The sequence below is a fragment of the Nostoc sp. 'Peltigera membranacea cyanobiont' 210A genome (assembly GCF_002246015.1).
GTDB lineage: Bacteria > Cyanobacteriota > Cyanobacteriia > Cyanobacteriales > Nostocaceae > Nostoc.
In genome coordinates, this window is sequence record NZ_NOLJ01000001.1 from 866,993 (window position 1) to 888,403 (window position 21,411).

General features: G+C 38.1%; 17 protein-coding genes. 5 read left to right on the forward strand and 12 right to left on the reverse strand.

The annotated features are described in order from the left end of the window. From CDG76_RS03680 to argS, 3 genes are all read right to left on the reverse strand, one after another. Positions 1 to 471 (reverse strand): cobalamin biosynthesis protein, encoded by a 471-nt coding sequence (locus CDG76_RS03680; protein WP_094347943.1) that lies wholly within the window; start codon positions 469 to 471, stop codon positions 1 to 3. A 37-nt stretch (positions 472 to 508) separates the two neighbouring features. Continuing rightward, positions 509 to 1,072, reverse strand: a complete 564-nt coding sequence (locus CDG76_RS03685; protein ID WP_094347684.1) for a Uma2 family endonuclease — start codon at positions 1,070 to 1,072, stop codon at positions 509 to 511. A 126-nt stretch (positions 1,073 to 1,198) separates the two neighbouring features. Next, positions 1,199 to 2,953, reverse strand: a complete 1,755-nt coding sequence (gene argS / locus CDG76_RS03690) for an arginine--tRNA ligase (protein WP_094347685.1) — start codon at positions 2,951 to 2,953, stop codon at positions 1,199 to 1,201. A 728-nt stretch (positions 2,954 to 3,681) separates the two neighbouring features. On the opposite strand from argS, the gene CDG76_RS03695 reads away from it, so the two are divergent. Continuing rightward, positions 3,682 to 4,515, forward strand: coding sequence for a DUF4114 domain-containing protein (locus CDG76_RS03695; RefSeq protein ID WP_094347944.1), 834 nt, complete (start codon positions 3,682 to 3,684; stop codon positions 4,513 to 4,515). Positions 4,516 to 4,639: 124 nt separating this feature from the next. Here CDG76_RS03695 and CDG76_RS03700 read toward each other — a convergent pair whose 3' ends face one another. Continuing rightward, a complete protein-coding gene (locus CDG76_RS03700) occupies positions 4,640 to 5,908 on the reverse strand; it encodes a tetratricopeptide repeat protein (RefSeq protein WP_094347686.1) in 1,269 nt (422 codons plus the stop codon). A 319-nt stretch (positions 5,909 to 6,227) separates the two neighbouring features. Beyond that, on the reverse strand, positions 6,228 to 6,896 hold the full coding sequence (locus tag CDG76_RS03705) for a 2OG-Fe dioxygenase family protein (RefSeq protein ID WP_094347687.1): 669 nt from the start codon (positions 6,894 to 6,896) through the stop codon (positions 6,228 to 6,230). A 239-nt stretch (positions 6,897 to 7,135) separates the two neighbouring features. Here CDG76_RS03705 and sfsA point away from each other — a divergent pair, with 239 nt between their 5' ends. After that, complete coding sequence (gene sfsA / locus CDG76_RS03710; RefSeq protein ID WP_094347945.1) at positions 7,136 to 7,861, forward strand: DNA/RNA nuclease SfsA; 726 nt, start codon at positions 7,136 to 7,138, stop codon at positions 7,859 to 7,861. Between the two features lie 185 nt (positions 7,862 to 8,046). Here the strand turns inward: sfsA and CDG76_RS03715 are convergent, their stop codons facing one another. Then, complete coding sequence (locus CDG76_RS03715) at positions 8,047 to 8,448, reverse strand: fasciclin domain-containing protein (protein ID WP_094347688.1); 402 nt, start codon at positions 8,446 to 8,448, stop codon at positions 8,047 to 8,049. A gap of 735 nt (positions 8,449 to 9,183) precedes the next feature. Between CDG76_RS03715 and modA the strand changes: the two genes are divergently transcribed. From modA to CDG76_RS03730, 3 genes are all read left to right on the forward strand, one after another. Then, a complete protein-coding gene (gene modA / locus CDG76_RS03720) occupies positions 9,184 to 10,038 on the forward strand; it encodes a molybdate ABC transporter substrate-binding protein (RefSeq protein WP_094347689.1) in 855 nt (284 codons plus the stop codon). A 66-nt stretch (positions 10,039 to 10,104) separates the two neighbouring features. Beyond that, positions 10,105 to 10,686, forward strand: coding sequence for a DUF642 domain-containing protein (locus CDG76_RS03725; protein ID WP_190240747.1), 582 nt, complete (start codon positions 10,105 to 10,107; stop codon positions 10,684 to 10,686). Positions 10,687 to 10,968: 282 nt separating this feature from the next. After that, a complete protein-coding gene (locus tag CDG76_RS03730) occupies positions 10,969 to 11,631 on the forward strand; it encodes a DUF642 domain-containing protein (protein WP_094347691.1) in 663 nt (220 codons plus the stop codon). A gap of 162 nt (positions 11,632 to 11,793) precedes the next feature. Here CDG76_RS03730 and CDG76_RS03735 read toward each other — a convergent pair whose 3' ends face one another. The 6 genes from CDG76_RS03735 to CDG76_RS03760 are packed head-to-tail and all read right to left on the reverse strand — an operon-like array spanning position 11,794 to position 21,379. After that, a complete protein-coding gene (locus tag CDG76_RS03735) occupies positions 11,794 to 12,021 on the reverse strand; it encodes an MbtH family protein (RefSeq protein WP_094347692.1) in 228 nt (75 codons plus the stop codon). 38 nt (positions 12,022 to 12,059) lie between these two features. Continuing rightward, positions 12,060 to 13,514 carry an aspartate aminotransferase family protein gene (locus CDG76_RS03740; RefSeq protein ID WP_094347693.1) on the reverse strand — a complete coding sequence of 485 codons (1,455 nt, stop codon included), beginning with the start codon at positions 13,512 to 13,514 and terminating at the stop codon, positions 12,060 to 12,062. 59 nt (positions 13,515 to 13,573) lie between these two features. Beyond that, positions 13,574 to 14,332: a class I SAM-dependent DNA methyltransferase gene (locus CDG76_RS03745; protein ID WP_094347694.1), complete on the reverse strand. Its 759-nt coding sequence runs from the start codon at positions 14,330 to 14,332 to the stop codon at positions 13,574 to 13,576. 43 nt (positions 14,333 to 14,375) lie between these two features. Then, on the reverse strand, positions 14,376 to 18,731 hold the full coding sequence (locus CDG76_RS03750; RefSeq protein WP_094347695.1) for a non-ribosomal peptide synthetase: 4,356 nt from the start codon (positions 18,729 to 18,731) through the stop codon (positions 14,376 to 14,378). Positions 18,732 to 18,750: 19 nt separating this feature from the next. Beyond that, entirely contained in the window at positions 18,751 to 19,779 is a 1,029-nt protein-coding gene (locus tag CDG76_RS03755) for a TauD/TfdA family dioxygenase (protein WP_094347696.1), read from the reverse strand. 22 nt (positions 19,780 to 19,801) lie between these two features. Further along, complete coding sequence (locus tag CDG76_RS03760) at positions 19,802 to 21,379, reverse strand: condensation domain-containing protein (RefSeq protein ID WP_094347697.1); 1,578 nt, start codon at positions 21,377 to 21,379, stop codon at positions 19,802 to 19,804. Between the last annotated feature and the right edge of the window lie 32 nt (positions 21,380 to 21,411).

Consider the following 21,411-nt stretch of genomic DNA (forward strand, 5'->3'; position numbering starts at 1 on the left):
TTAGGGAAATTTTGTAATACTAATAATATTTAGAGCTTGGGCAACAGCAAGAGTTACCGCTCCTGGTTGCCCTTGTATCTCGAAAATTTGTTTAGGAACTAAAAACTTTACTGGCAATTCCTCTATGTTTGTAAAGGGGAAAACAGTCAAAGATGTGAGTTGAGAGGCTGCAAGAATAGCAGCTGCCTCTGCTACGCTAGGCGTACCTACTTTATCGTTGGTAAGTGTGGCGGGGTTGGGGACACAGACAGAGCGAAGAATTTCCGCAGAAAAGGTTTTTAGGGGCAAATTGCGGAGACGACAAAGTTTGACTAAGCCGACTTCCGAGGCTTTAGTGTCAATGCTAGCAATACCTGCGATCGCACTTGGAAAAAGTTGATTTTCTCGAAATACTTGCTCAATTGCCAGATCGATCAACTCCGATGATGTTCCCCGTTTACAACCGATTCCTACCCATAAAACCTGTTGCACTTGGTCTATTTCCTTATTCAATTCGTCAGAATTTGGTCTACTCCAACAGCCAACCAAATAAATCTCCCACCGTCAGCCTCAACTCACTTGCAAAATCTGGTACAGGAATTAAAGCATCTAGTTCATCCAACATGACTGGCTGTTGATTTCGGATGTACACAAATATTGTTTGTTCTTCTGGATCGATCAACCAACCCATTTGTGTTTCATAATTCAGGCAATGTAAAATATTTTTTGTAACTTTTGTTTGCCTTTGATCAGGCGATAGAATCTCGATAGTCCAATCGGGAGTAGCTTGGAATACGTTGGCAACTTCACCATTTTGATCACGAAGAATTCTTTGCCAAGTAAACACAGAAACATCTGGCACTATTGACCTTCCACCAAAAGTACACCGCAATTCTGGAAAAGCACGAGCAATTCGCTTCGGCTTGAACGTTAAGTTGACAGTGCTGACCATTTCACCTTGAATTATACTGTGCTTTCCCTGTGGCATAGGTTTTTGAATAATTTGACCATTGATGTATTCACTAGCGGGTTTCGTTTCTGGTAGCTTCAGAAACTCTGCCAAAGTTATGCTTTTTGATGGTGTCTGTACCATTTGCGATCGCCTCCAGTCCAGCAATTTTAATTAAAAAACCGCAAAGTACACAAAGAAAAAATCAGCTTAACTCTTACTCTGCGTACCTTTGCGCTACCTCAGCGTACCTTTGCGTTAAAAAAAATATTACATCCTCTCCAATATCTGAATTCCCAACAAAGATAATCCCAGCTTCAGAGTTCTAGCAGTCAAATCACATAAAACTAAACGAGATGTTCGTTGCGGTTCCTCCGCTTGTAGTATGGGACAGCGATCGTAAAATTGGTTAAACTTCTGACTCAGTTCAAACAAATACTCACATAAACGATTGGGAAGCAAGTCTTGCTCTACACTACTAATAACTTCATCCAGTTGAAGTAAATATTTTGCCAGCGCTAATTCTGTTTCATGCTGCAACAAAACGGCATTATTTCCCAACTCTTTAAAGTTAATATCACCCTTGCGGCTAATCCCATGAATCCGTGCATAAACATATAGCATATAGGGCGCAGTATTACCTTTGAGATCCAGCATTTTGTCGTAGCTGAAGATGTAGTTACTGGTGCGATTTTGGCTTAAGTCTGCATACTTAACTGCGCTGATTCCAACTACCCTAGCAACTTCATTAATAAATTCTTCAGTTTCTTGACGTTCTTCTTTTTGTAATCTAGTTTTTAGGTCAGTATGGGCACGAGAAACAGCTTCATCCAATAAATCCCGCAACCGCACAGTATCACCAGAACGAGTTTTAAATTTCTTACCATCTTCTCCTAACACCAGCCCAAAGGGAACATGGACTAATTCCACATCGTCAGGAATCCATCCGGCTTTGCGTGCTACCTGAAAAAATTGGGCAAAGTGGTTTCCTTGTCCAGCATCTGTTACATAAATTATCCGCTTTGCTTCATCCTGCTGAATCCGGTAGCGGAGAGATGCTAAATCTGTTGTGGCGTAGTTATAGCCGCCATCTGATTTCTGCACAATTAAGGGTAAAGGTTCACCTTCTCTATTTGTAAACCCTTCCAGAAAAACGCATTTTGCCCCTTGATTTTCTACCAGTAATCCAGATTTTTCTAAATCTTCTACAACCCCAGATAGTAAAGGGTTATAGAAAGATTCTCCGCGTTCAATTAATTTGATATCAAGCAACTCATAAATTATTTGAAACTCCCGCCGCGACTGTTCGCACAACAGTTTCCAAGCATGGAGTGTATCTTCTGCACCTGCTTGTAATCTGACGACTTCTTGGCGTGCTGTTTCTTGAAAAGCTTCATCGGCATCAAAGCGCAATTTGGCTTTACGATAAAAAGAGACTAAATCACCAATATCTAAAGCATTAGCGGTAGTAAGCGCGTCTGGGTAAACTTCCCGCAGATAGGCGATTAACATTCCAAACTGCGTACCCCAATCACCTACATGATTTAACCGCAGTACATCATGTCCTTGAAATTCTAAAATCCGGGCGATGGAATCACCAATAATCGTCGAACGCAAATGTCCGACGTGCATTTCTTTAGCAATATTGGGACTAGAAAAATCAACAATTTCCCGCTTTGGGGTTTTTGCGGCTGGAACTCCCAGTCTGGGATCGGCTTGAATCGCGTTTAGTTGTGCTTCTAAGTATGCTGTTTTCAGTTTCAGATTGATAAATCCTGGCCCAGCGATTTCCGGCGGTTCACAGATTTCGGATACATCTAGTTTCTCAACGATCGCACCTGCGATCGCTCTTGGTTGCTTTCCTAACTTTTTACTCAGGGATAAAGCCACATTCGCCTGATAATCGCCAAATTTAGGATTGCTAGCAGGAACCAAAATTGGATCTACTCCAGCGAAGTCAGCACCAAAAGCCGCGATTAAAGCCTGCTCTACCTGAGCTTTTAGTTTTTCTTGTGTAGCGTTCATATATAGATTTTATCTGTGAAAGGGGGAATGTAGCTCTGGAAAAGCTTGATTATTTTAACCTTAAAAGATATTCATCAAGTCTAAGCAAAGACTGTCATTTTAAGGCACAACCCCCTTAAATCGTCTCCCATCCTCGGCATAACTTCTAGATTCTGACGATACCGAAGTCGATTTTGACAGACTACTACTAGTTAATCAAGCCAACGAAAGCATAGTACGTAGTAAGCATTTGAGTTCTTAAAACAAAGACTAAACTTATTTACCCAGGTTTCATTGATTTGATAGATTACTACGTTTCCCAACGTAAGTACGGAGATCATCTCTATTTGTATAGCAGCGTATTAACTGAGTCAAGGCTTCGTTGATACGGATGACGGCGCACCATTACTTATCTACCTCATTTAAATGAAAACTCCTATAGATTAAGCTTTTAGCTTTTCACTATAGAAATTACATATCTGATTTTCATAAAAAGTATATATTATTTATGAAGTTTTAATCATGCATCAGTTTATCTACTAAGTATTGATAACACGATCATACTAGATAAAAATCTGTTTTTTCAGTAAAAATACTTCAGATAAAGCGCTATTTAAATATACTAGCAAAAGTAAATAGACAGATTGACGTTGCAGAACTCTAGCTGTTAGAAGTAAGAGACAACTGAAGAGAGATAGCTGCTCAAAAAGCATTATCTAAATTGTCTTTCCTACTTAATGGCTCATAATATGAAACCTAATTTATTCACTGCCTTGATTGCCGCTACAGCTACATTAACCGGATTAGTTTCTAAAGTAGAAACTGCATCTGCCGCTGATTTTAATTGGAATAATTCATGGACTCAACCAACTGTATATAATAAGTCTCAAACTGGTTTTAACGACGCTCCTTTTCAACAATTTGTCCAAGCAGAAAGTGCTGCCCTTCCAAACAGCGGACAACTTAAATTAGACGCCAGTAAATTAAACCTCAAATACGACCACGATGTTTCTGCTTACTTTATTAATGAGGGCGCAGGTTATAGAAATCAGTTAGCCTTTGAAGCTACAGGAACTACTAACAAGTCTGGGCTGCTTTTTAATGATATTTCTTGTGAAGGGACTGGATGTGTTGGCGGCTGGGGCGGTAACGCACTAAAACTAGGTGATGGCGTCAAAGTTGGCAATGTTACCGCAGGTACTCAACTAGATTTATGGTTGAGAGCTGATGGTTTGAACCGTGGCAACTCTGCCAATATCTTTGGTACTGACACTGCCTCTAACGCTGACGGACTACAGCACGCAGTTGCTTATGCTTACAACAACTACATCCTCCTGGCATTCGAGGATTTATACGGAGGTTTACACGCTTCAGGGGTAGATTCTGCAACTGGTAAGTGGAACGAAGGTTCCGATCGCGACTTTAATGATGTTGTCGTCGTTCTTGATATCGGTGAGGCAAATGTTAGAGCGTTAATTGGCGCTACCGTTCCTGAACCATCTGTTACTCTATCAATGTTTGCGGTGGGAGCAGTTGGTATGTTTGGATTGCGCCGCCGCCGTCAAAGTCGCACTTCTAACTAAACTTTGAGACGGTGCTTAATATAAGGTGCATTTAGTTCCATTGGAAAATAACAGGCGATCGATCGCATTTTCACCCGTATAGATAATGTACGGGTGATTTTACGTTTGTAGTGGCATTTATATTTTATCTATTGCGATCGCGTTCTAAATCATCAATGACTTTTTGCAAATACCACTCGTCTGACATCCCAGGATGATAATCTTTGTTTTGCTGAATCAATCGTTCGGCAATTTCCCAATATCCTCCAACCATTCGTAAAAGTCGCTGACGTAGCAGGTGATATTTTTGCTTTTTTGACTCTGGACTAAATTTCTGGATTTTTTCTAAGCTACTTAAGACTTGTTGATAATTTTCCCAGTCTTCTTGTTCGCAAAAGATACTCCCCGCCCGTTGATAATCTTCGACGGCGTTTTGTATTTCTTCTAAACAAGTATAGGCAATGCCGCGATTGTAGTAAGCTTGAGCCTCATCAGAATTGATTTGCAACGCTTGCGTGTAATCTTGAATTGCACCGAGATAATTGCCCATTGCCCGATAGACATTACCTCTGGCAATATAAACTAAGACATCTTCGGGTTGCATCTGGACTGCTTGGTTAAGATCCGCGATCGCACCTTGATGATCTCCCAAGACAGAACGTGCTTTACCTCGGTTGCGATAGACAATGGCATCTTGAAAATTTAGTCGTAATGCTTGATTAAAATCTGCGATCGCTTCTCGATAATTCCCCATTTTACAACACACAACCCCACGACAGCAGTAAGCTTGGGCATCTTGCGGATCGGCTTTTAACACCCAGTTTAAATCGGCGAGTGCTTCTTGAGTATCTCCCTTTTCAGCCTTTTCTAATAATTGCGTAAAATAATCATTGGTAGATAAAATTGGCGCATTGCTAGAACGCGATTCCTGAACGGCAGGTAATTCTTTAGGTTGTAGCTGTTTCATTCGTTCCAAAGACAAACGACAATTTTCTTTGTCCTGTTGCTCTAGATATAATTGTGCAGCCTTTTTAAAGTTAGCGATCGCATCTTGAATATAACCCTGTTTGCGCCGCACCATTCCCCGCAGATTATAAGCAGCAGCATAATTGAGATTGAGACGAATCGCACGTTCAACATCGTCTAGCGCTCCCGATAAGTTTTTCAGCGCTACCCTAGCTAATCCGCGACAATAATATGCCTCTACACTGTCAGGATTCAGCTTCAGGGCTTCAGTATAATCTGAAACAGCTTTCAGAATTGCGCCTGAGTCATAATGTGCTAAACCCCGTTGCAAATAAGCTTCGCTAAAGTAAGGTGTCAGTTGTAAAGTATGGTTAAATTCCTCAATTGCTCCCGCGTAGTCTTTTCGCCTAGCCTTTTCCAATCCTCTATTGTAGAATTCGTCATTCATGGCATTTGTTTGGTTGATTCAGTTAATTGAATTCCAGCAGACTTCTTTCGTAGCCTAACCTATGCACTCATCTTCATATTTTAAGTATATTTCATCCTTTGTGTGAAATAAAACTAACATACTACTTCCCAATAAAAAATTGGGGAAATGACTAGATTCAATTCCCCATATCTTGTAGATTGTAAAATATTTACAGTTGACTAAAATCCACAAATTAGGAGTCAGAATAAGTTAAGAATCAGCAGAAAATTTGTGGAATCAATATACTAATAATACTGAATTTCTTATGCTTTCTGGGTGCTGATTTTTTTCACTAAAATTATTCTGAAAGCAAGCTGGGAGAAGTCAGAACAAAAATATCCCAATTTCCTTGAGCCTCAGTTTGTGGTTTTATAGGATTAGCGTAGTGAAAAAACTCATGGTCATTAACCAATAGGAGTTCTCCCGGATTTAGAATTTTGCTAAATACAGGCTTTTCTTTTTTGGCAGTATACAGATGTGTTTCTCCACCCTGAATATTCTCTCTATCTACTGAGAATATGCCAATAAAATCAGTGCCATCTTGATGGATACCTTCAGGTGCTGGATTACCAAAATTCTCTGGAGAACAACTAATTCTAATTTGATGAACTCCGATTTCAGCTTCAGGATGAAGTTTACAAGAATCACTAAATGCCAAAACAAGATTTTTGAAAATATCAAGTTCTATGAGTGCATCATCTAATTCTGCAAACTCTCTTTTGATGTCACCCGCTAATCGATTATACTCTTTACTTTGAAAGAAGACGCCATGAGGTAATTTGATTAACTGATTTCCAGAGACTGTGAACCGAGATAATCTTCTAGAACGATAATTGTTTTTGATATAAGGATCAAGAGGCATATTATTAAAAAATGCCTTAAAACCTTCTAGACTGATGGAATTTACCTTTCTAAGAGTAAATAGAAAAGCATATTCTAATTCCGTTGCTGTCCACACTTTTTGCATAGGATTTACCTCCTTGCACATTGAAATTTTCCCAGATTTTTATGGGAGGCTTATAATACTTAGTATATGCTACTTTTTATTACTATGTTGTCAATTTAACTACAAAATTTGACAATCCATGATATGTAAAGTTGGTCGAATTCTGTCAGAGGGCAGAGTAGCTGTTGAAAAGATTTGCAGATATGGGTTCGGTGGGCAAAAAATCGACGTATATTTACAAACAGCGACAAGGTTCCATAATGATAGATTGGCTTTACCGTTACCCACCTTTGTATTCCGGTATTTTACTCAAGCGTTACAAGCGATTTTTTGCTGACGTTCAACTGATTTCTGGTGAAATAGTGACAGCGCACTGTCCCAATACAGGGCCAATGACTGGAGTATCGACACCTCTAAGTGCAGTACAGCTTTCCAAAAGCGATAATCTTAACCGCAAATTGGCTTACACTTTAGAACTAATTCAGGTACATGACAATGAGCCGACTTGGGTAGGCATAAATACTTTTTTGCCCAATCGGGTGGTAAAGCTAGCTTTGGCGAAACATCTTTTTCCAGAATTGGGCGACTATAGCCAAATCAAGGGTGAGGTAGTTTATGGGCTAGATAAAAAAAGTCGAGTGGATTTTTTCTTGACGGGGAGTGATGAGGAACGCCCGATTTATTTAGAAGTGAAAAATACAACTTTGTCAGAAGGGAGATTAGCCCTATTTCCTGACACGGAGACTACAAGAGGGCAAAAGCACTTGCGAGAACTGATGGCGTTGTTACCTTTGACTCGTGCAGTGATGCTTTACTTTATCAATCGCGGTGATTGTATCGAGTTTTCCCCTGGCGATCGCACAGATCCTATATATGGTAAATTATTGCGGGATGCGATCGCTCTCGGTTTAGAAGTCTTACCTTGCCGTTTTGACATTTCCCCCGAAGGTATCCGTTATTTAGGTTTGGCAAAACTAAAAATTTGATTATTAAGAGAAACTAGCAATTGCAACGTTTCTACACGCATAAAACAATAAATCCATCTAGATCGTGTCTAGATGGATTTATTGGTAGTTGATGTTTACTAAAAAACATTCAACCAGACTGTAATGAAGAAACGACTATAGGTAGTCGTCACGTCATAAATAGCATTTGCTATTCTGACGTTTGGTTATGCAGGAATCAAAACTGTGTCAATGACGTGGATGACACCGTTATCAGCAGCAACATCTGCTGTTGCAACAGTTGCATCATTGATCTTAACGCCATTAGAAGCGTCAATTTTTACATCTGAACCTTCAACTGTTTTAGCTGTCTTCAGCTTAACTACATCAGCAGCCAGTACTTTGCCTGATACAACATGATAGGTCAAGATTTTCTTGAGCTTTGCAGGATCTTTCAGTAATGCGTCTACAGTACCTGCTGGAAGCTTGTTAAATGCTTCGTCAGTGGGTGCGAAGACGGTGAATGGGCCTGCGCCTTTAAGTGTATCTACCAGACCAGCCGCTTCGATTGCTGCAACTAGTGTCTTGAAAGAACCATTGTTGGTAGCAGTGTCAATTATGTTGGCCATGTGTTTTACCTAGTTCTGTGTAACTTGTTACAAATCTAAACTATTTATCCAATAAAATCTATCTATCATTAGGCGTATACCAAATAGTTTTTGTTATTGATATGATAAGAGTTTATATATATTTTTATACAAATAAAGAATTATATGTACATTATCTAAGTGGATAAGACTATTGGATGCGCCTAGTCTTTTTTTTTACACAGTGTAGGGGCTATGGGGCGATCGCATCCAAAGATTGTCAGAGCAGCGCTCACATACCAATAAAGTTAGTTATATAGATGATTAAAATATTTAGTTGGTATAAATCAAGCTTTAGATATTTAGGATCGATATGAAAATTTTATAGTGTAATCCTTACTTTGTATACAAAAAAGCGCTATTTAGAGAATTTAAATATACTTACATTAACTTTTTGTCATGATTTATTGACCAAAAAAGTTGGTAATAATCCTATTTAACTGATATTATTTCATCACTAAATACATTTCACTTACTGTTTGTGTAATTCCACTTGGAAATAAAAAACGGCCCATCACACCAATGCTTTTAGCAATTGTGATTAGCCGTTTATTTCCAAAATTTCTGATGCGTAAGGTTTACGCCAAAACCTCCTATAACTCCCATTTATCTATATCCTCTACCTCCTGTGTGGTTGGTATTTCTGTTGACTGTACGTAAGTCAGGTATGTCAGCAATGAGACTTTTAGGTAATATTTTCCCCAAACTATAACTTTCATGAACAGAAGAAGACTTATTGCTTGGATTGCTACAGCAGTTAGCAGCATGATGCTGGTAATAGGCTTGCAGTTCGTTAATTTATCACCAGCAAGCTCTGTAACCACACTTAACGTGTATGCGGCTGTCAGCTTAACAAACGCGCTGAATGCCATTAAGACTCAGTACCAAAATGCTAACCCAGGCGTCAACGTTGTTTATACGTTTGGTGCTTCTGGTACTTTACTTAGTCAAATACAAGCAGGAGCACCAGCAGATATTTTCATTTCTGCTGCTACCAACCAAATAGATGTATTGCAGAATTCAGCCCCAAGTAAATTGGTTGCAGGTAGCCGCAAAAACGTTGTCAAAAACCGTTTAGTTTTGATTGCGCCTACGACATCTCCCGTTAGTGCTGGTAGTGCTGCCCTCACTAGCTTCAATGGTTTAAGCAATGCCAATATTACTGGTATTGCTATAGGTGACTACACAGGTACTCCTCCAGTTGTGCCAGCAGGAAATTATGCCAAACAAGTTCTCACTAGCCGAGGTATTTTTAATACTCTTAGTCCTAAATTATACCGTGCTGCCAATGTGCGTGCCGTCTTAACTGCTGTTGAAAATAAAACTCTTGTAGTTGGAGGTATAACTAAAACTATCAGTGCAGGTGCTGTTTACAAAACTGACGCGGCCATTTCTAACAAGGTAAGAGTCGTACAAACTGCCCTCACAACAGAGAGCGATTCGATTGTTTATCCACTGGGTATACTCACCAGAACTAAAGTTTTAACGACGGCACAGAGTTTTTCTAACTACTTAAGTGGTAGTACTGCTCAGAATATCTTCAAAAATACTTACGGGTTTATCCTGCCTTAGTCACCAGAAAGTAAATCAATCAAGTACTCGTTGTCGTGAATTTTGAACTATTTGGAGTTATGTCTTGTGAAGTTCACTAAAAAACTCTCAATTATTGTTTGTAGTTTGACTACTGCCTTCCTTCATACTGCTGTGATTACTAATACTTATAAGTCAGCAGCACAAGCTGAAAGACAAGAACTGATTATCAACGGGGGATTTGAATACGACTCTCTTATAGATCCAACTAATCCCGAAACTACAAATCCTAATGTTACAGGATGGGTTAAATCTGGTAATCCAATAGATATATCAGGTACTAAAATTGACAATTTTCCTAATACTGGTAAGCAGGGATTATCGCTTGGTGGATTTTCAGCCATTAGCTACATATCGCAAACTATCCCTACATTTCCTGGTCAACGCTATAAACTTACTTACTATCTTGCATCGACAGAAGAAGCACCCGATCTGAACAACAAATTTAAGGTTTTTGTAGGTGGTAAAAAAGTTTATCTTCAAAAAGATACTCCTTACCAATCCTACACACAATACACGTTAAATTTTAGAGCAAAAGGAAGATCCACCGAAATAAAGTTTGGCTACCAAGCCAAGTATGCGTTTTTATATTTGGATGATGTGAGTGTCAAAGCTACACCTGAAAATTAAGTAAAAAACTATAGGGATGAATAAACCACAGGTAGAAGCCTAAGCAATGTCTGGCTCAATAGTGTCAAGAATGCCACTAAAATTCATCTGATTTAAAAACTTAATAATGCGTTTATTGAGAAAATTTGCCTTGGGTGTATGAATCATTATCCACATCTATAGCTAACTCTTATAAACCAGAAGAAAGTGTTCATTTTTATTGACACTACTGAAAGCCAGCATGGATGTAACTATCAACTTGTTTTCATTGTCGAAATTTAGAATTATTTGGAGTCAAGCTTCATGAATTTAACTAAAAAACTCTCAATTATTGTTTGTAGTTTTACTACTACCTTAATTAGCACTGCTGTGATTACTAATATTTATAATGCAGCAGCACAAGCGGCAGAACTTGTTAAAAACGGAAGCTTTGAACTCGATCCCCTCGTAGGTCTTAACAATCCCAACGCTACGAATACGAATATTACAGACTGGATTAAGTCTGGCGATCCGATGGATATATCAGGGATAAGAATAAGCAATTTTCCTCAGCATAATAGTGGTAATCAGGGCTTATCACTTAGTGGATTTATAGACCTCAGCTACATATCACAGACACTTTCTACACAACCTGGTCAGCAATACGAACTTAGTTACTATTTAGCATCTATAGATGAAGCCCCTGACCTTGATAATCAATTTCAGACATTTGTAGGTGGAAATAAGCTTTTTGATCAAAAAGACATTTCTTTTCAACCATACACGCAATATAAGTTCAATTTTACGGCAGATGCATCATCCACAGAGTTAAAGTTTGGGGATTGGGATAAATATGGATTCTTATACTTGGATAATGTGAGTGTAAAACCTGTGCCTGAGCCATCAACTATTGGAGGAATAGCAGTTACGGCTGGATTGTTGGGAATATGGCTGAAGAAAAAGAAAGCAATTAGCGAGAAAGAATAGCCTTTTTTTTTACCTTTTGGAAAAGAACAGATCGTAAATCCCTCAAACTACTGTGCGGTAGTTCTGAGGGATTTGGTCATCTTCTACTAAAAGTTATTTACTGAATTCCAGCAACTATTCATTTTTGTCTTACCTCAAGTCAATTAGTCAAAAATGCTTCAACTAACGATTTTTATTAGCAGCCTCTTCCATTTGTTTTCTCAAACTTAAAGGTCTCATATCAGTCCATACTTCTTTAATGTATTCCAGACACTCTGATTTGAGTCCACTTTTACCTGCATCTGTCCAACCAAGAGCATTTTCTCGTTCAGCAGGCCAAATAGAATATTGTTCCTCATGATTGACTACAACTTTATAAATTGTTGTATCTTCTGAAGTCATTTGACTCATTTTTACCTCCAATCAATTTTTATGACTCAACTAAAATTTTAAAGAGAAGGACGGGGAGGTAAAAAACCTCCAGACCTCAGTTGTTCTACGCTATCTTTAACAGCTTGGATAATGTAGCTAATATCTTCATCTGTATGTGCTGTGGATAAGTAACCGTTAATACCTAAAAGGTGAACTCCTTTATAAAGCAGATGATATTTTAATAAGCTCATAGCAGCTGAAGCAGTAGAATTATTTTCTGAAAGTTCTACAGATGCAGAACCAAATAGTGAACCAAAGTTAGCCATTTTTAGTGGTAGTCTTTCAGATGTAAAATAATTATTCAAATCAGTAACGAATTGTGTTGTACGTTCATTCAATTTATGATGCAATGATAAACCTTCACTTTGCAGATATTTGAGTACTGCTTTTGCAGCAGCCATTGCTAATGGATGTTTACAAAAAGTACCTGCAAAAAATGTTTTTTTGGTTTGAGGGTAGGAATCATCGCCATAGTTCCATACACCACCATCAATTGCATCCATATATTTACTTTTTCCGGCAATTATCCCAATCGGTATTCCTCCACCAACAATTTTTCCGTAGGTAGCAATGTCTGCTTGTACGCCAAAATATGCTTGTGCGCCACCAGGATGAATGCGAAAACCTGTAACCATTTCATCAAAAATTAAAGCAATTTCAGTTGCTTGTGTTAATTCCCGTAACTGGTGCAGAAATTCCTTTGGCTGTAAAGCTGGTCTACTAGTTTGTACAGGAACTACCAAAACTGCTGCTAATTCTTGTTGATGAGTTGTGATAATTTCTAATGATTCCGGGTTAGCATAATCTAACACCAAAACATCATTAACAAAATTTCGTAATACTCCTGGTGATAATGGAATTGCAGATTGATTATTTTCTGCATTATTACCTTTAACTAACGTACCATCAAAATGACCATGATAAGAACCAGAAAATATAACGATTTTATTACGTCCTGTAACGGCTCTAGCAATGCGGATAGCAGTCATTACGGCTTCTGTACCTGTATTGCTAAAACAAACCCGTTCCATCCCAGTAAGTTGAGAAATTAACTCAGCCACTTCACTAACAAGTTCTGATTGGGGGCCAATTTGAATTCCTTTATCCATTTGGGTAATTAAAGCCTCTTTAATAAAAGATGGATTATGACCAAAAAGATTAATTCCCAATCCCATCATTACATCTACATATTCATTACCATCTACATCCCATATTTTGGAACCCAAAGAGCGATTAGCAACAATGGGATAATACATTTCTTTAAAGAGTAGATTAAACTCTCCTAAATTTTTATCATCAGATAAAAATAGGCGAGAATTTTGAGAAATTTGCTTTGATGTTTTTGTGCGATCGCTGTAGCTATTGATAAAATATTGTAAGTACTCTAATTGCTGATTAGTAAGCCCTGCTTTAGCTAGCAGCTTAGTTAGATTGTCTGAATTTTGAGCTAATGTAACTGGTTGTGCATTCATAAAGTTTCTTCTTTTGATTTATAATCGCAATGTATTATTTGGCTGCAATTTTACATTTCTTAAATAGGCACACGCTTGTAGCAAATAAAATAATTACTACCAAGTGTTTGAGATATTCCTAAATCGTGATGTGCATCGTAACTGCTAATTTCGCTAAATCCAGCAGTTTCTAGAGCAGAAAGAATCTCTTCTTTGGCATAACATTTTTCAGAAATCACTTTATCCAAACGTTGCCAACTTTTTTCTAATAATGTAAATACAGTTAAATAAATTTGACCTATTTTATTTTCGGGATTATAGATATTTTTTGTAGACCAAGCGTAATCATCTTTGATATTACCAGAAATTTTACCGCTCCAATTTGATTGGAATTCTTCTTCTGTGAAGAAGTGACACAAGAATATTCCATTTTCATTTAGTGCATTATAAACATTGTTAAATACGCACTCTAATTCTTCAACTTTCATAACATAGTTTAGAGAACCAGTAGTTGAAACCACTGCATCAAACTTAGCTGCTAAATCGAAAAATCGAGCATCGCCAAGGATGAGTTTTGCTTCTGGCGCATTCTCACGAGCATAAAGCAACATTTGCTCAGAGCCATCAATCCCTGTGATTTTATAATCCTGTTTGAGTAATTGCTGTGCTAAATGTCCAGTACCACAACAAAGGTCAAGAATATGCGCTCCCTGAGTTAAATGGGGGAGTAACAATTTTTCTAAAACTGGTATTGTTTCCTCAAAAAGTCCTAATACCCAATCTTCGTTGTATATACGAGCTAAAACATCATAATCATCGTAACGAATTGTCGAGTTCATGAAATATTACTCCTGAAAATATTGGAAAAAGTTTAATTAGTCTTTAGCTTAAAACTTGACGATCTAAATAACTCTGCTTAATCAAATAAGAAAAATAAACGCCGAGTAATTTATTGTCTAGGGAAGGACAAGTAATGGAAGTATCGACTAATCCATTGATAACGTTTTGGTTATCAAGCTGTAAAAATCCTGAGTTGTAACTTTCTTCGTGAGCTTGTCTTGCGGGAAAAAATGGCACTAATGAATATAAAGGATGGTCTAATGAATCTTGAGTAACATTGAGCAATTTCTCTCGCCACTGGTCATAAGAATTTTGCTCAATTAAATAACCCCATGAGCGAATATGGTCTATAAGTGTATTTGAGTGGAGAGTTTGGGGATGAACTAAGTGGAAGGTTTTACCGAGAGATTCTTCCTGTTTCGATAAATGAACTATTGCTTTGCTGACATAATCCACAGGAACTATATTCTCTCTAATGTCTATATCTGGCACACTCCCCAATTGGACACAACCTATTATCAGTTTGTACAAGAAGTCATTACTATTAAAAACACCTGTTTTACTATGTCCAGATATACGTGATGGTCTATAAATAGAGATAGGAATTCCTCTTTCAGCCGCAGTTTGTACTAACTTTTCAGCTATCCATTTACTTTGACAATATCCATTGCTGGGAAATTCATTCTCATCAAATCTATCCTGTTCTCGTACTATTTTCACTCCCGATTCAACTTGTGAGGAAACAACACCAGAACTAGAAATAAAATGTACTGTTTTGGTTTTAGCTTCACTAGCTAATCTGAGGATTTCTTGTGTACCAAGTACGTTTGCAGGTTTCAGAATAGAGTAGGGATAAATATGATGTACCCAAGCACCATTATGGTAGATGACATCAATTATAGATGCTAACTGTTGAAATTTTTCAGTTTCTAAACCCAAAAGTGGCTTTGATAAATCGCCCACAATGGGAATAATTCTAGAATTCCAAATTTCGTTCCAAATTCCATAAGATTCTAGAGCGGTTTGCAGCTTAATATTGCTATCCTCAAAAGTTGAATTTCGTACTAAGCAATAAATATCTGCTTTGGTTTGTTGCAGAAGTTCAGCCAGTAAAAATAATCCTAAAAAGCCTGTGGCTCCAGTCAGTAAAATAGCGTTTGGTTCAGAGATAAACTTACCAACACTTTGAGGATAAATTGTCGGATCTAAAACAGTTTCAGTTTTGATATCCAATGTTGGGTAATTAACTTCTGTTTGACAAACTCGATCAATATTTTCCGCTAAACCTTCTACTGTAGGTTTCTCTAACAAACTGCGTAAAGATATATCTAAGTTAAAAGTTTCTTTAACTTTGGCAAGTAATTGAGTAGTTAATAAAGAATGCCCACCCAATTCAAAGAAGTTGTCGTAAATCCCAACTTTCTCAACTTTTAAAACCTCAGCCCAGATTTGAGTCAGCGTTTCTTCTACAGGAGTGCGAGGAGGAACAAATTCTCCTATTAAATCTGACCTGACTTGCTCTGGTGCAGGTAGGACTTTTCTATCGACTTTACCATTGGGGCTTCGAGGTAATTCTTTTAGTAGTACGACAGATGATGGAAGCATGAATTCTGGTAGTTTATCTTTCGCAAAGTTGCGGAGTTCATTAACTGTAGTGGCTGATTTTGACTGGGGAACTACATAAGCAACTAAGCGTTTGTTTCCTGGTACATCTTCACGTGCAATAACTACTGTTTCTTGCACGTGAAGATGTTGATTTAGTAATGCTTCAATCTCGCCTAACTCTATACGGAAGCCGCGAATCTTTACTTGATTATCAATGCGCCCTAAAAACTCAATATTACCATTACTAAGATATCGTGCTAAATCACCAGTTTTATACAGACGCATTCCTGGTTGTTGGCTGAAGGGATGGGGAATGAATTTCTCAGATGTAATTTCAGGCTGATTTAAATAACCTCTTGCTAAACCTTCACCACTAATATAAATTTCGCCAGAAACACCAATAGGAACTGGATGTAAATGAGAGTCTAGTATATATATTTTTGTATTGGCTATGGGATGACCAATGGATATTTGCGTTCCAGTTTCTAGAGAATGACAATGGTATACACTACTCCAAACAGTTGCTTCTGTCGGCCCGTACTCGTTAAATAGAGATGTTTTTGACTGTAATTGAGAGTGATGTTCTACCAATTCTGGCGGACAAAATTCACCTGCAACTATGACAGCACGCAGGGAATTTAACTGTTCTGGTTTTGCTTGTTGCAATATGAGAGCATATAGAGAAGGAAGACTTAATAAATGGGAAACTCTATTTTGAGAAATTAACTCTACGAGTTTAGTGACTTCTCGTTGTACACCTTCTTCTGGTAAATGTAGAGTTCCGCCACAACAAAGTGTCCAGAAAATACCCGCAATAGAACTATCAAAAGCAAAGGATGAAAGTAATAAGAAGCTGCTGACAGGTTGCTGATAATAGGTAATGCGTGCAGTTGTGGAGTGAACTAGGTTACGATGTGCGATCGCAACTCCTTTAGGCTTACCTGTAGAACCAGAAGTGTAGATTACATAAGCTAAGTTTTCGGGAGTTGCTGTTGGAACGGGTGCTTCCTGACTCTCCTCTGCAATAGCTTCCCAATCTGTATCTAAGCAAATTGTCTGTGCATCGTGGTTGGGTAAGCCTTCCAGGAGATGCTGCTGAGTCAATAATATGGATACTTGAGTATCCTCTAGCATGAAAGCTAAACGCTCTTGGGGATAGTGCGGATCGAGAGGAACATAAGCACCACCAGCTTTGAGAATACCCAAGATACCTACGAGCATTTCTAAGGAACGTTCCACACAAATTCCCACTAATACTTCTGCACCTACCCCCAACTTTTGCAAGGAATGAGCTAGTTGATTTGCACGTGTATTCAGTTCAGCATAAGTGAATTGTTGGTTGTTAAATACAACAGCAATATTATCTGGTGTACGTTCTACTTGCTCTGTAAATAGCTGATGAATACATTTATTTTGTGGATAGTCTGCTTGAGTTTGATTGAACTCAAATAGAAGCTGATGTAGGGTGCGATCGCTTAAAATTTCTAATTCACTGATTGAACCTTCTGGATCATACGTGGCGCTTTCTAATAACTTGTTAAATTGCTCTACTAAACCTGCAATATTCTGTTCGGAAAAGAGCTTAGAGTCATAATGAAATTCTGCATTCAAAAAATCCTTCTGGCGTCTACAAGAGAGTTTAATTTTGAAACGCTCAGTACAGGTATCAAGCTTGAAAATGGAAAATGAGATATTACCTGCACAATGCTTTGTATCTTCTTCTGTAAAATCAAAACCCACAGCCAAAAAAGGCAGAATATCTGATTTATTATCTCCTTCTGATATTTGTTCCCAAGTAAAACACTCTTGCCATTTGTCGATAGATTCTACAGACTCATGCACTTGCTGTAAAATTTGACTAAATTTAAAATTATCTTCTAAATTACAATGAAGTGGTAAATATTTAGCAAATAGTCCCAATGTTCCTTTAAGTTCCTCATATTTTCTGCCATTGAATTCCTTGGCGATGATTATCTCAGATTGTCCACTCAATCGCCAAAGCAAAACCAGCCAACAAGTTAGATAAAAGTTAGACGCAGAAGTATTATACTTATGAGCCAATCTTTCAATATTAGCTACCAGTTCTGGAGTAATAACTGAATCTACTAATTTTGGTTGAAATTTTTGTTGGTTCGAGAGATGATTTTCATAAGGAAGCTGAAAACTGTCAATAGTAGAGAAGTCTTGCTGTTGCCAATATTCTCTGCCTATTTTCGTTTCTTCTGCTTCTAGTATTTGATTTTGCCATTCTGAAAAGTCTGCATACTGGAGTGGTTCTTCAGATAATTCTTTATCCAACTTTCCTAAGTAAGAAAGAGCCAGTTCCTGTACTAAACAATTAAAGGTTACACTATCTGCACAGAGAGCAGGCAAACTGATAAATAATATATACCTATCTGGCGAAATAGCTACTAAATATGTATTGACAATTGAACCTTTTTCAATCTCAAAATTTTGTTGTTTAATTTTCTGAAAAATTAACTCAATCTGCGCCTCTAGTTCTTGAGGTTTCAAATTACTAATATCGGATTTCTTTTCTAAAATGACCTTCCTATCTGTAATTACCTGTACTGGAATAGTCATTCCAGGTAGACAAACAAAACTGGTGCGGAGAATTTCATAGCGATTGACGACATTTTGCAAAGCCAATTCTAAATTATTGACATCAATATTTCCTTCAATCAAAATTGCACAATCGCTACGATAAGCCAAACTTTGATCGATTTGTTGTAGCAACCATAAATGCTCTTGCTGAGGTGAAAGTCTAAACCCCTCGATACTTTCTACTTGCATATTTATACCTCAGTGTTAGTTAAATACTTTGTGGTGTATAAGGTTCAGCCATTCCGACTAAAATTTTTCTGGGAGGAACAAATGGCTGACGAGCATGTATTGATAACATATTATCCAACATCAATACATCTCCTTTTTGCCAAGAAAAAGTCACCATTTCTTCTTGATAAGCAGCTCGCAGTTCAGCTAAGACTGATGGCTCAATTGCAGAACCATCACCGTAATATGTGTTAGTTGGTAAATCTTCTTCTGGCAAACTTTTCAATAACGATTCGCGTATTGTTGGTTCCAATGTAGAAACGTGAAAAAAAGTTGCGTGATTAAACCAGACCATTTCACCTGTTTGAGGATGTTTGAGAACAGCTGGTCCAACTTGTCTAGTTCTTAAGCGATTATTTGCTTTCCATTCAACCTCAATTCTATTGCTTTGGCAATACTCTTCTACCTTAGTTTTATCTGTAGTTTGAAATACAGTTTGCCAAGGAAGACCAAATCCATCGCCAAAGTTACGCATATACATAACTTGCTTTTCAATGAAGCGATCGCGTATCTTGGGATCAATGCGCTCAAAAACTTTTCGACAACTACCAATTGGAGTTTCTCCTCCCTCCGCCGCTGGACTCACACAAAAAAAGAATATTTTCAACGGAAAGGTAGGCGAGTAAGCATGTTCATTGTGAGGAAAAATACTTTGGTCAGCAGGGTAGTCAGTTGAAGTATAAATTCTCCCACCCACTTGAGTTCGTGGAGATGCCCGATAGCGATATTCTAATGCTTCTCCACAAATCGCTGCGATAATTTGCTCAAATTCTTCTATTGAATTAACTTTGAAATCACGAAAAAGAATCGCTGCATATTTTAATAATTCACTTTTCAAATATTCACGATTATTCTTAGCCCAATCTTGTAGATTAACTCCCTTCACACTAGGCTTAATCACCAAGGGGAAGTTAGTATCTGACTTCAGAAATTCAGTTTTAATTAACTCTTCTGTGGATATATTAACAGCTTTCCGTCTCACAAAACCTATAGATTCAATTTTTGTCATGATTTTTATTATCTTTTGCTGATTATCTACTCGTTCTACGTTTAACGTTGGTTAACTTTTGTTGGATAGTATTTTCATAAGCTTCTTCTCTAGCAAAATTATGTTTTTTATCTAGTTCACTGAGAATTATCTTTAATTCACTTAATTTCGTTTCTGGGTGTGTCGCAATCTTATTTAGAAGTGTTGCAAAATTATTTGATAATCTAACAATGCTGCCCCGATCAAATAGATCAGTATTATATTCCCACACACCAAATAGTCCCTGCTCCGTTTCGTTTAACTCCAACAACAAGTCAAACTGCACTGTTTTGTTTTCGACCTTCAAAGATGTGATACTTAAGCCTGGAAGTTGTAAAGAAGGAGTTTGAGTATTTTCCAAAACAATTTTGGCTTGAAATAGCGGTGTGCGGTTCAACTCCCGTTTTGGATTCAGAACATCAACCAGTTTGTCGAAGGGTAAATCCTGGTGAGCATAAGCTTCTAAAGTCATTTCGCGGACTCGTTCTAACAACTCTACAAAAGTAGGATTTCCTGATAAATCTGTACGCAACACTAACTGGTTAACAAAAAACCCGATCAATTCTTTAGTCTCGGCTTGATTGCGGTTGGCAATATCAGTACCCACAACGATATCTTCTTGATCGGTGTACCAGCACAGCAAAGTCTGAAAAGCCGCTAGCAGAATCATAAACAGTGTGATACCTTGGCGCTGATTCAGAGCCTTTAGCTTCTCAGATAAGGTTTTGGGTAGAACCAGAGCTTCCCTAGCTCCTGAGAAAGGCGTTAGCGTTCGCGGAGCGTCTCGTAGAGAAGCTCGCCGTAAGCATCGCGGGCGATCGCTAGAGAGTTCCAGAACAGGAAGTTTACCGCCTAATTGCCTTTGCCAGTAAGCAAGTTGAGTTTCTAATCGCTCTCCCTGTAAAAACTGTCGTTGCCAAACAGCAAAGTCTGCATATTGGATGGATACTTCTGAAAGGGGCGAGTCTTTGCCATGAGAGAAAGCTTGGTACAAAGTTGCGATTTCGTGAATCAGCACACCTATAGCCCAGCCATCAGCAACAATATGATGCATGGTTAACAATAATGCATATTCTGCTGCCGCAAGTTGCAGTATAGTAACTCGCAACAAAGGCCCTTTGGTTAGGTCGAAAGGCTGTTGTGCTTCTTCACTCGCCAACCGTAAAACATCAGTTTCTCTTTGCTCTTGAAAAAGCTCTTGTAAATCTATCACTACTAGTTTGAAGCTCAAACTCGGAGCAATAACTTGCAAAGGTTGCCCATCAACTACTGTGAATGTAGTTCTTAAAACTTCGTGCCGTCTCACAACTTCGTTAAAGCTTTGCTCCAGCGCCGCTACATTTAACCATCCCACAAGACGCATGGATTGAGAGATGTTGTAAGCACTGTTCCCAGGCTGTAACTGGTCGATAAACCACAACCTTTGCTGGGCAAAAGATAGAGGAAATAAGTTAGATTCTCGACTTTGACGAACTATTTGCGATTGTGAAAAGACGTTCTGTTTTTTATTGTGAAGACGTTGTGCAAGAAGCTGAAGTTTCTCTGGGGAAAGACCAGCAATCCGTTGCGAAAGGTCACTCATTTTAATTCCCTGCTTTTACCTTTGTTGGTATA

Coding starts and splice junctions, on each gene's coding strand:
- CDG76_RS03685 (WP_094347684.1), bottom strand. CDS start 1,072: ATGGTACAGACACCATCAAAAAGCATAACTTTGGCAGAGTTTCTGAAG.
- argS (WP_094347685.1), bottom strand. CDS start 2,953: ATGAACGCTACACAAGAAAAACTAAAAGCTCAGGTAGAGCAGGCTTTA.
- CDG76_RS03695 (WP_094347944.1), top strand. CDS start 3,682: ATGAAACCTAATTTATTCACTGCCTTGATTGCCGCTACAGCTACATTA.
- CDG76_RS03700 (WP_094347686.1), bottom strand. CDS start 5,908: ATGAATGACGAATTCTACAATAGAGGATTGGAAAAGGCTAGGCGAAAA.
- CDG76_RS03705 (WP_094347687.1), bottom strand. CDS start 6,896: ATGCAAAAAGTGTGGACAGCAACGGAATTAGAATATGCTTTTCTATTT.
- sfsA (WP_094347945.1), top strand. CDS start 7,136: ATGATAGATTGGCTTTACCGTTACCCACCTTTGTATTCCGGTATTTTA.
- CDG76_RS03715 (WP_094347688.1), bottom strand. CDS start 8,448: ATGGCCAACATAATTGACACTGCTACCAACAATGGTTCTTTCAAGACA.
- modA (WP_094347689.1), top strand. CDS start 9,184: ATGAACAGAAGAAGACTTATTGCTTGGATTGCTACAGCAGTTAGCAGC.
- CDG76_RS03730 (WP_094347691.1), top strand. CDS start 10,969: ATGAATTTAACTAAAAAACTCTCAATTATTGTTTGTAGTTTTACTACT.
- CDG76_RS03735 (WP_094347692.1), bottom strand. CDS start 12,021: ATGAGTCAAATGACTTCAGAAGATACAACAATTTATAAAGTTGTAGTC.
- CDG76_RS03740 (WP_094347693.1), bottom strand. CDS start 13,514: ATGAATGCACAACCAGTTACATTAGCTCAAAATTCAGACAATCTAACT.
- CDG76_RS03745 (WP_094347694.1), bottom strand. CDS start 14,332: ATGAACTCGACAATTCGTTACGATGATTATGATGTTTTAGCTCGTATA.
- CDG76_RS03750 (WP_094347695.1), bottom strand. CDS start 18,731: ATGCAAGTAGAAAGTATCGAGGGGTTTAGACTTTCACCTCAGCAAGAG.
- CDG76_RS03755 (WP_094347696.1), bottom strand. CDS start 19,779: ATGACAAAAATTGAATCTATAGGTTTTGTGAGACGGAAAGCTGTTAAT.
- CDG76_RS03760 (WP_094347697.1), bottom strand. CDS start 21,379: ATGAGTGACCTTTCGCAACGGATTGCTGGTCTTTCCCCAGAGAAACTT.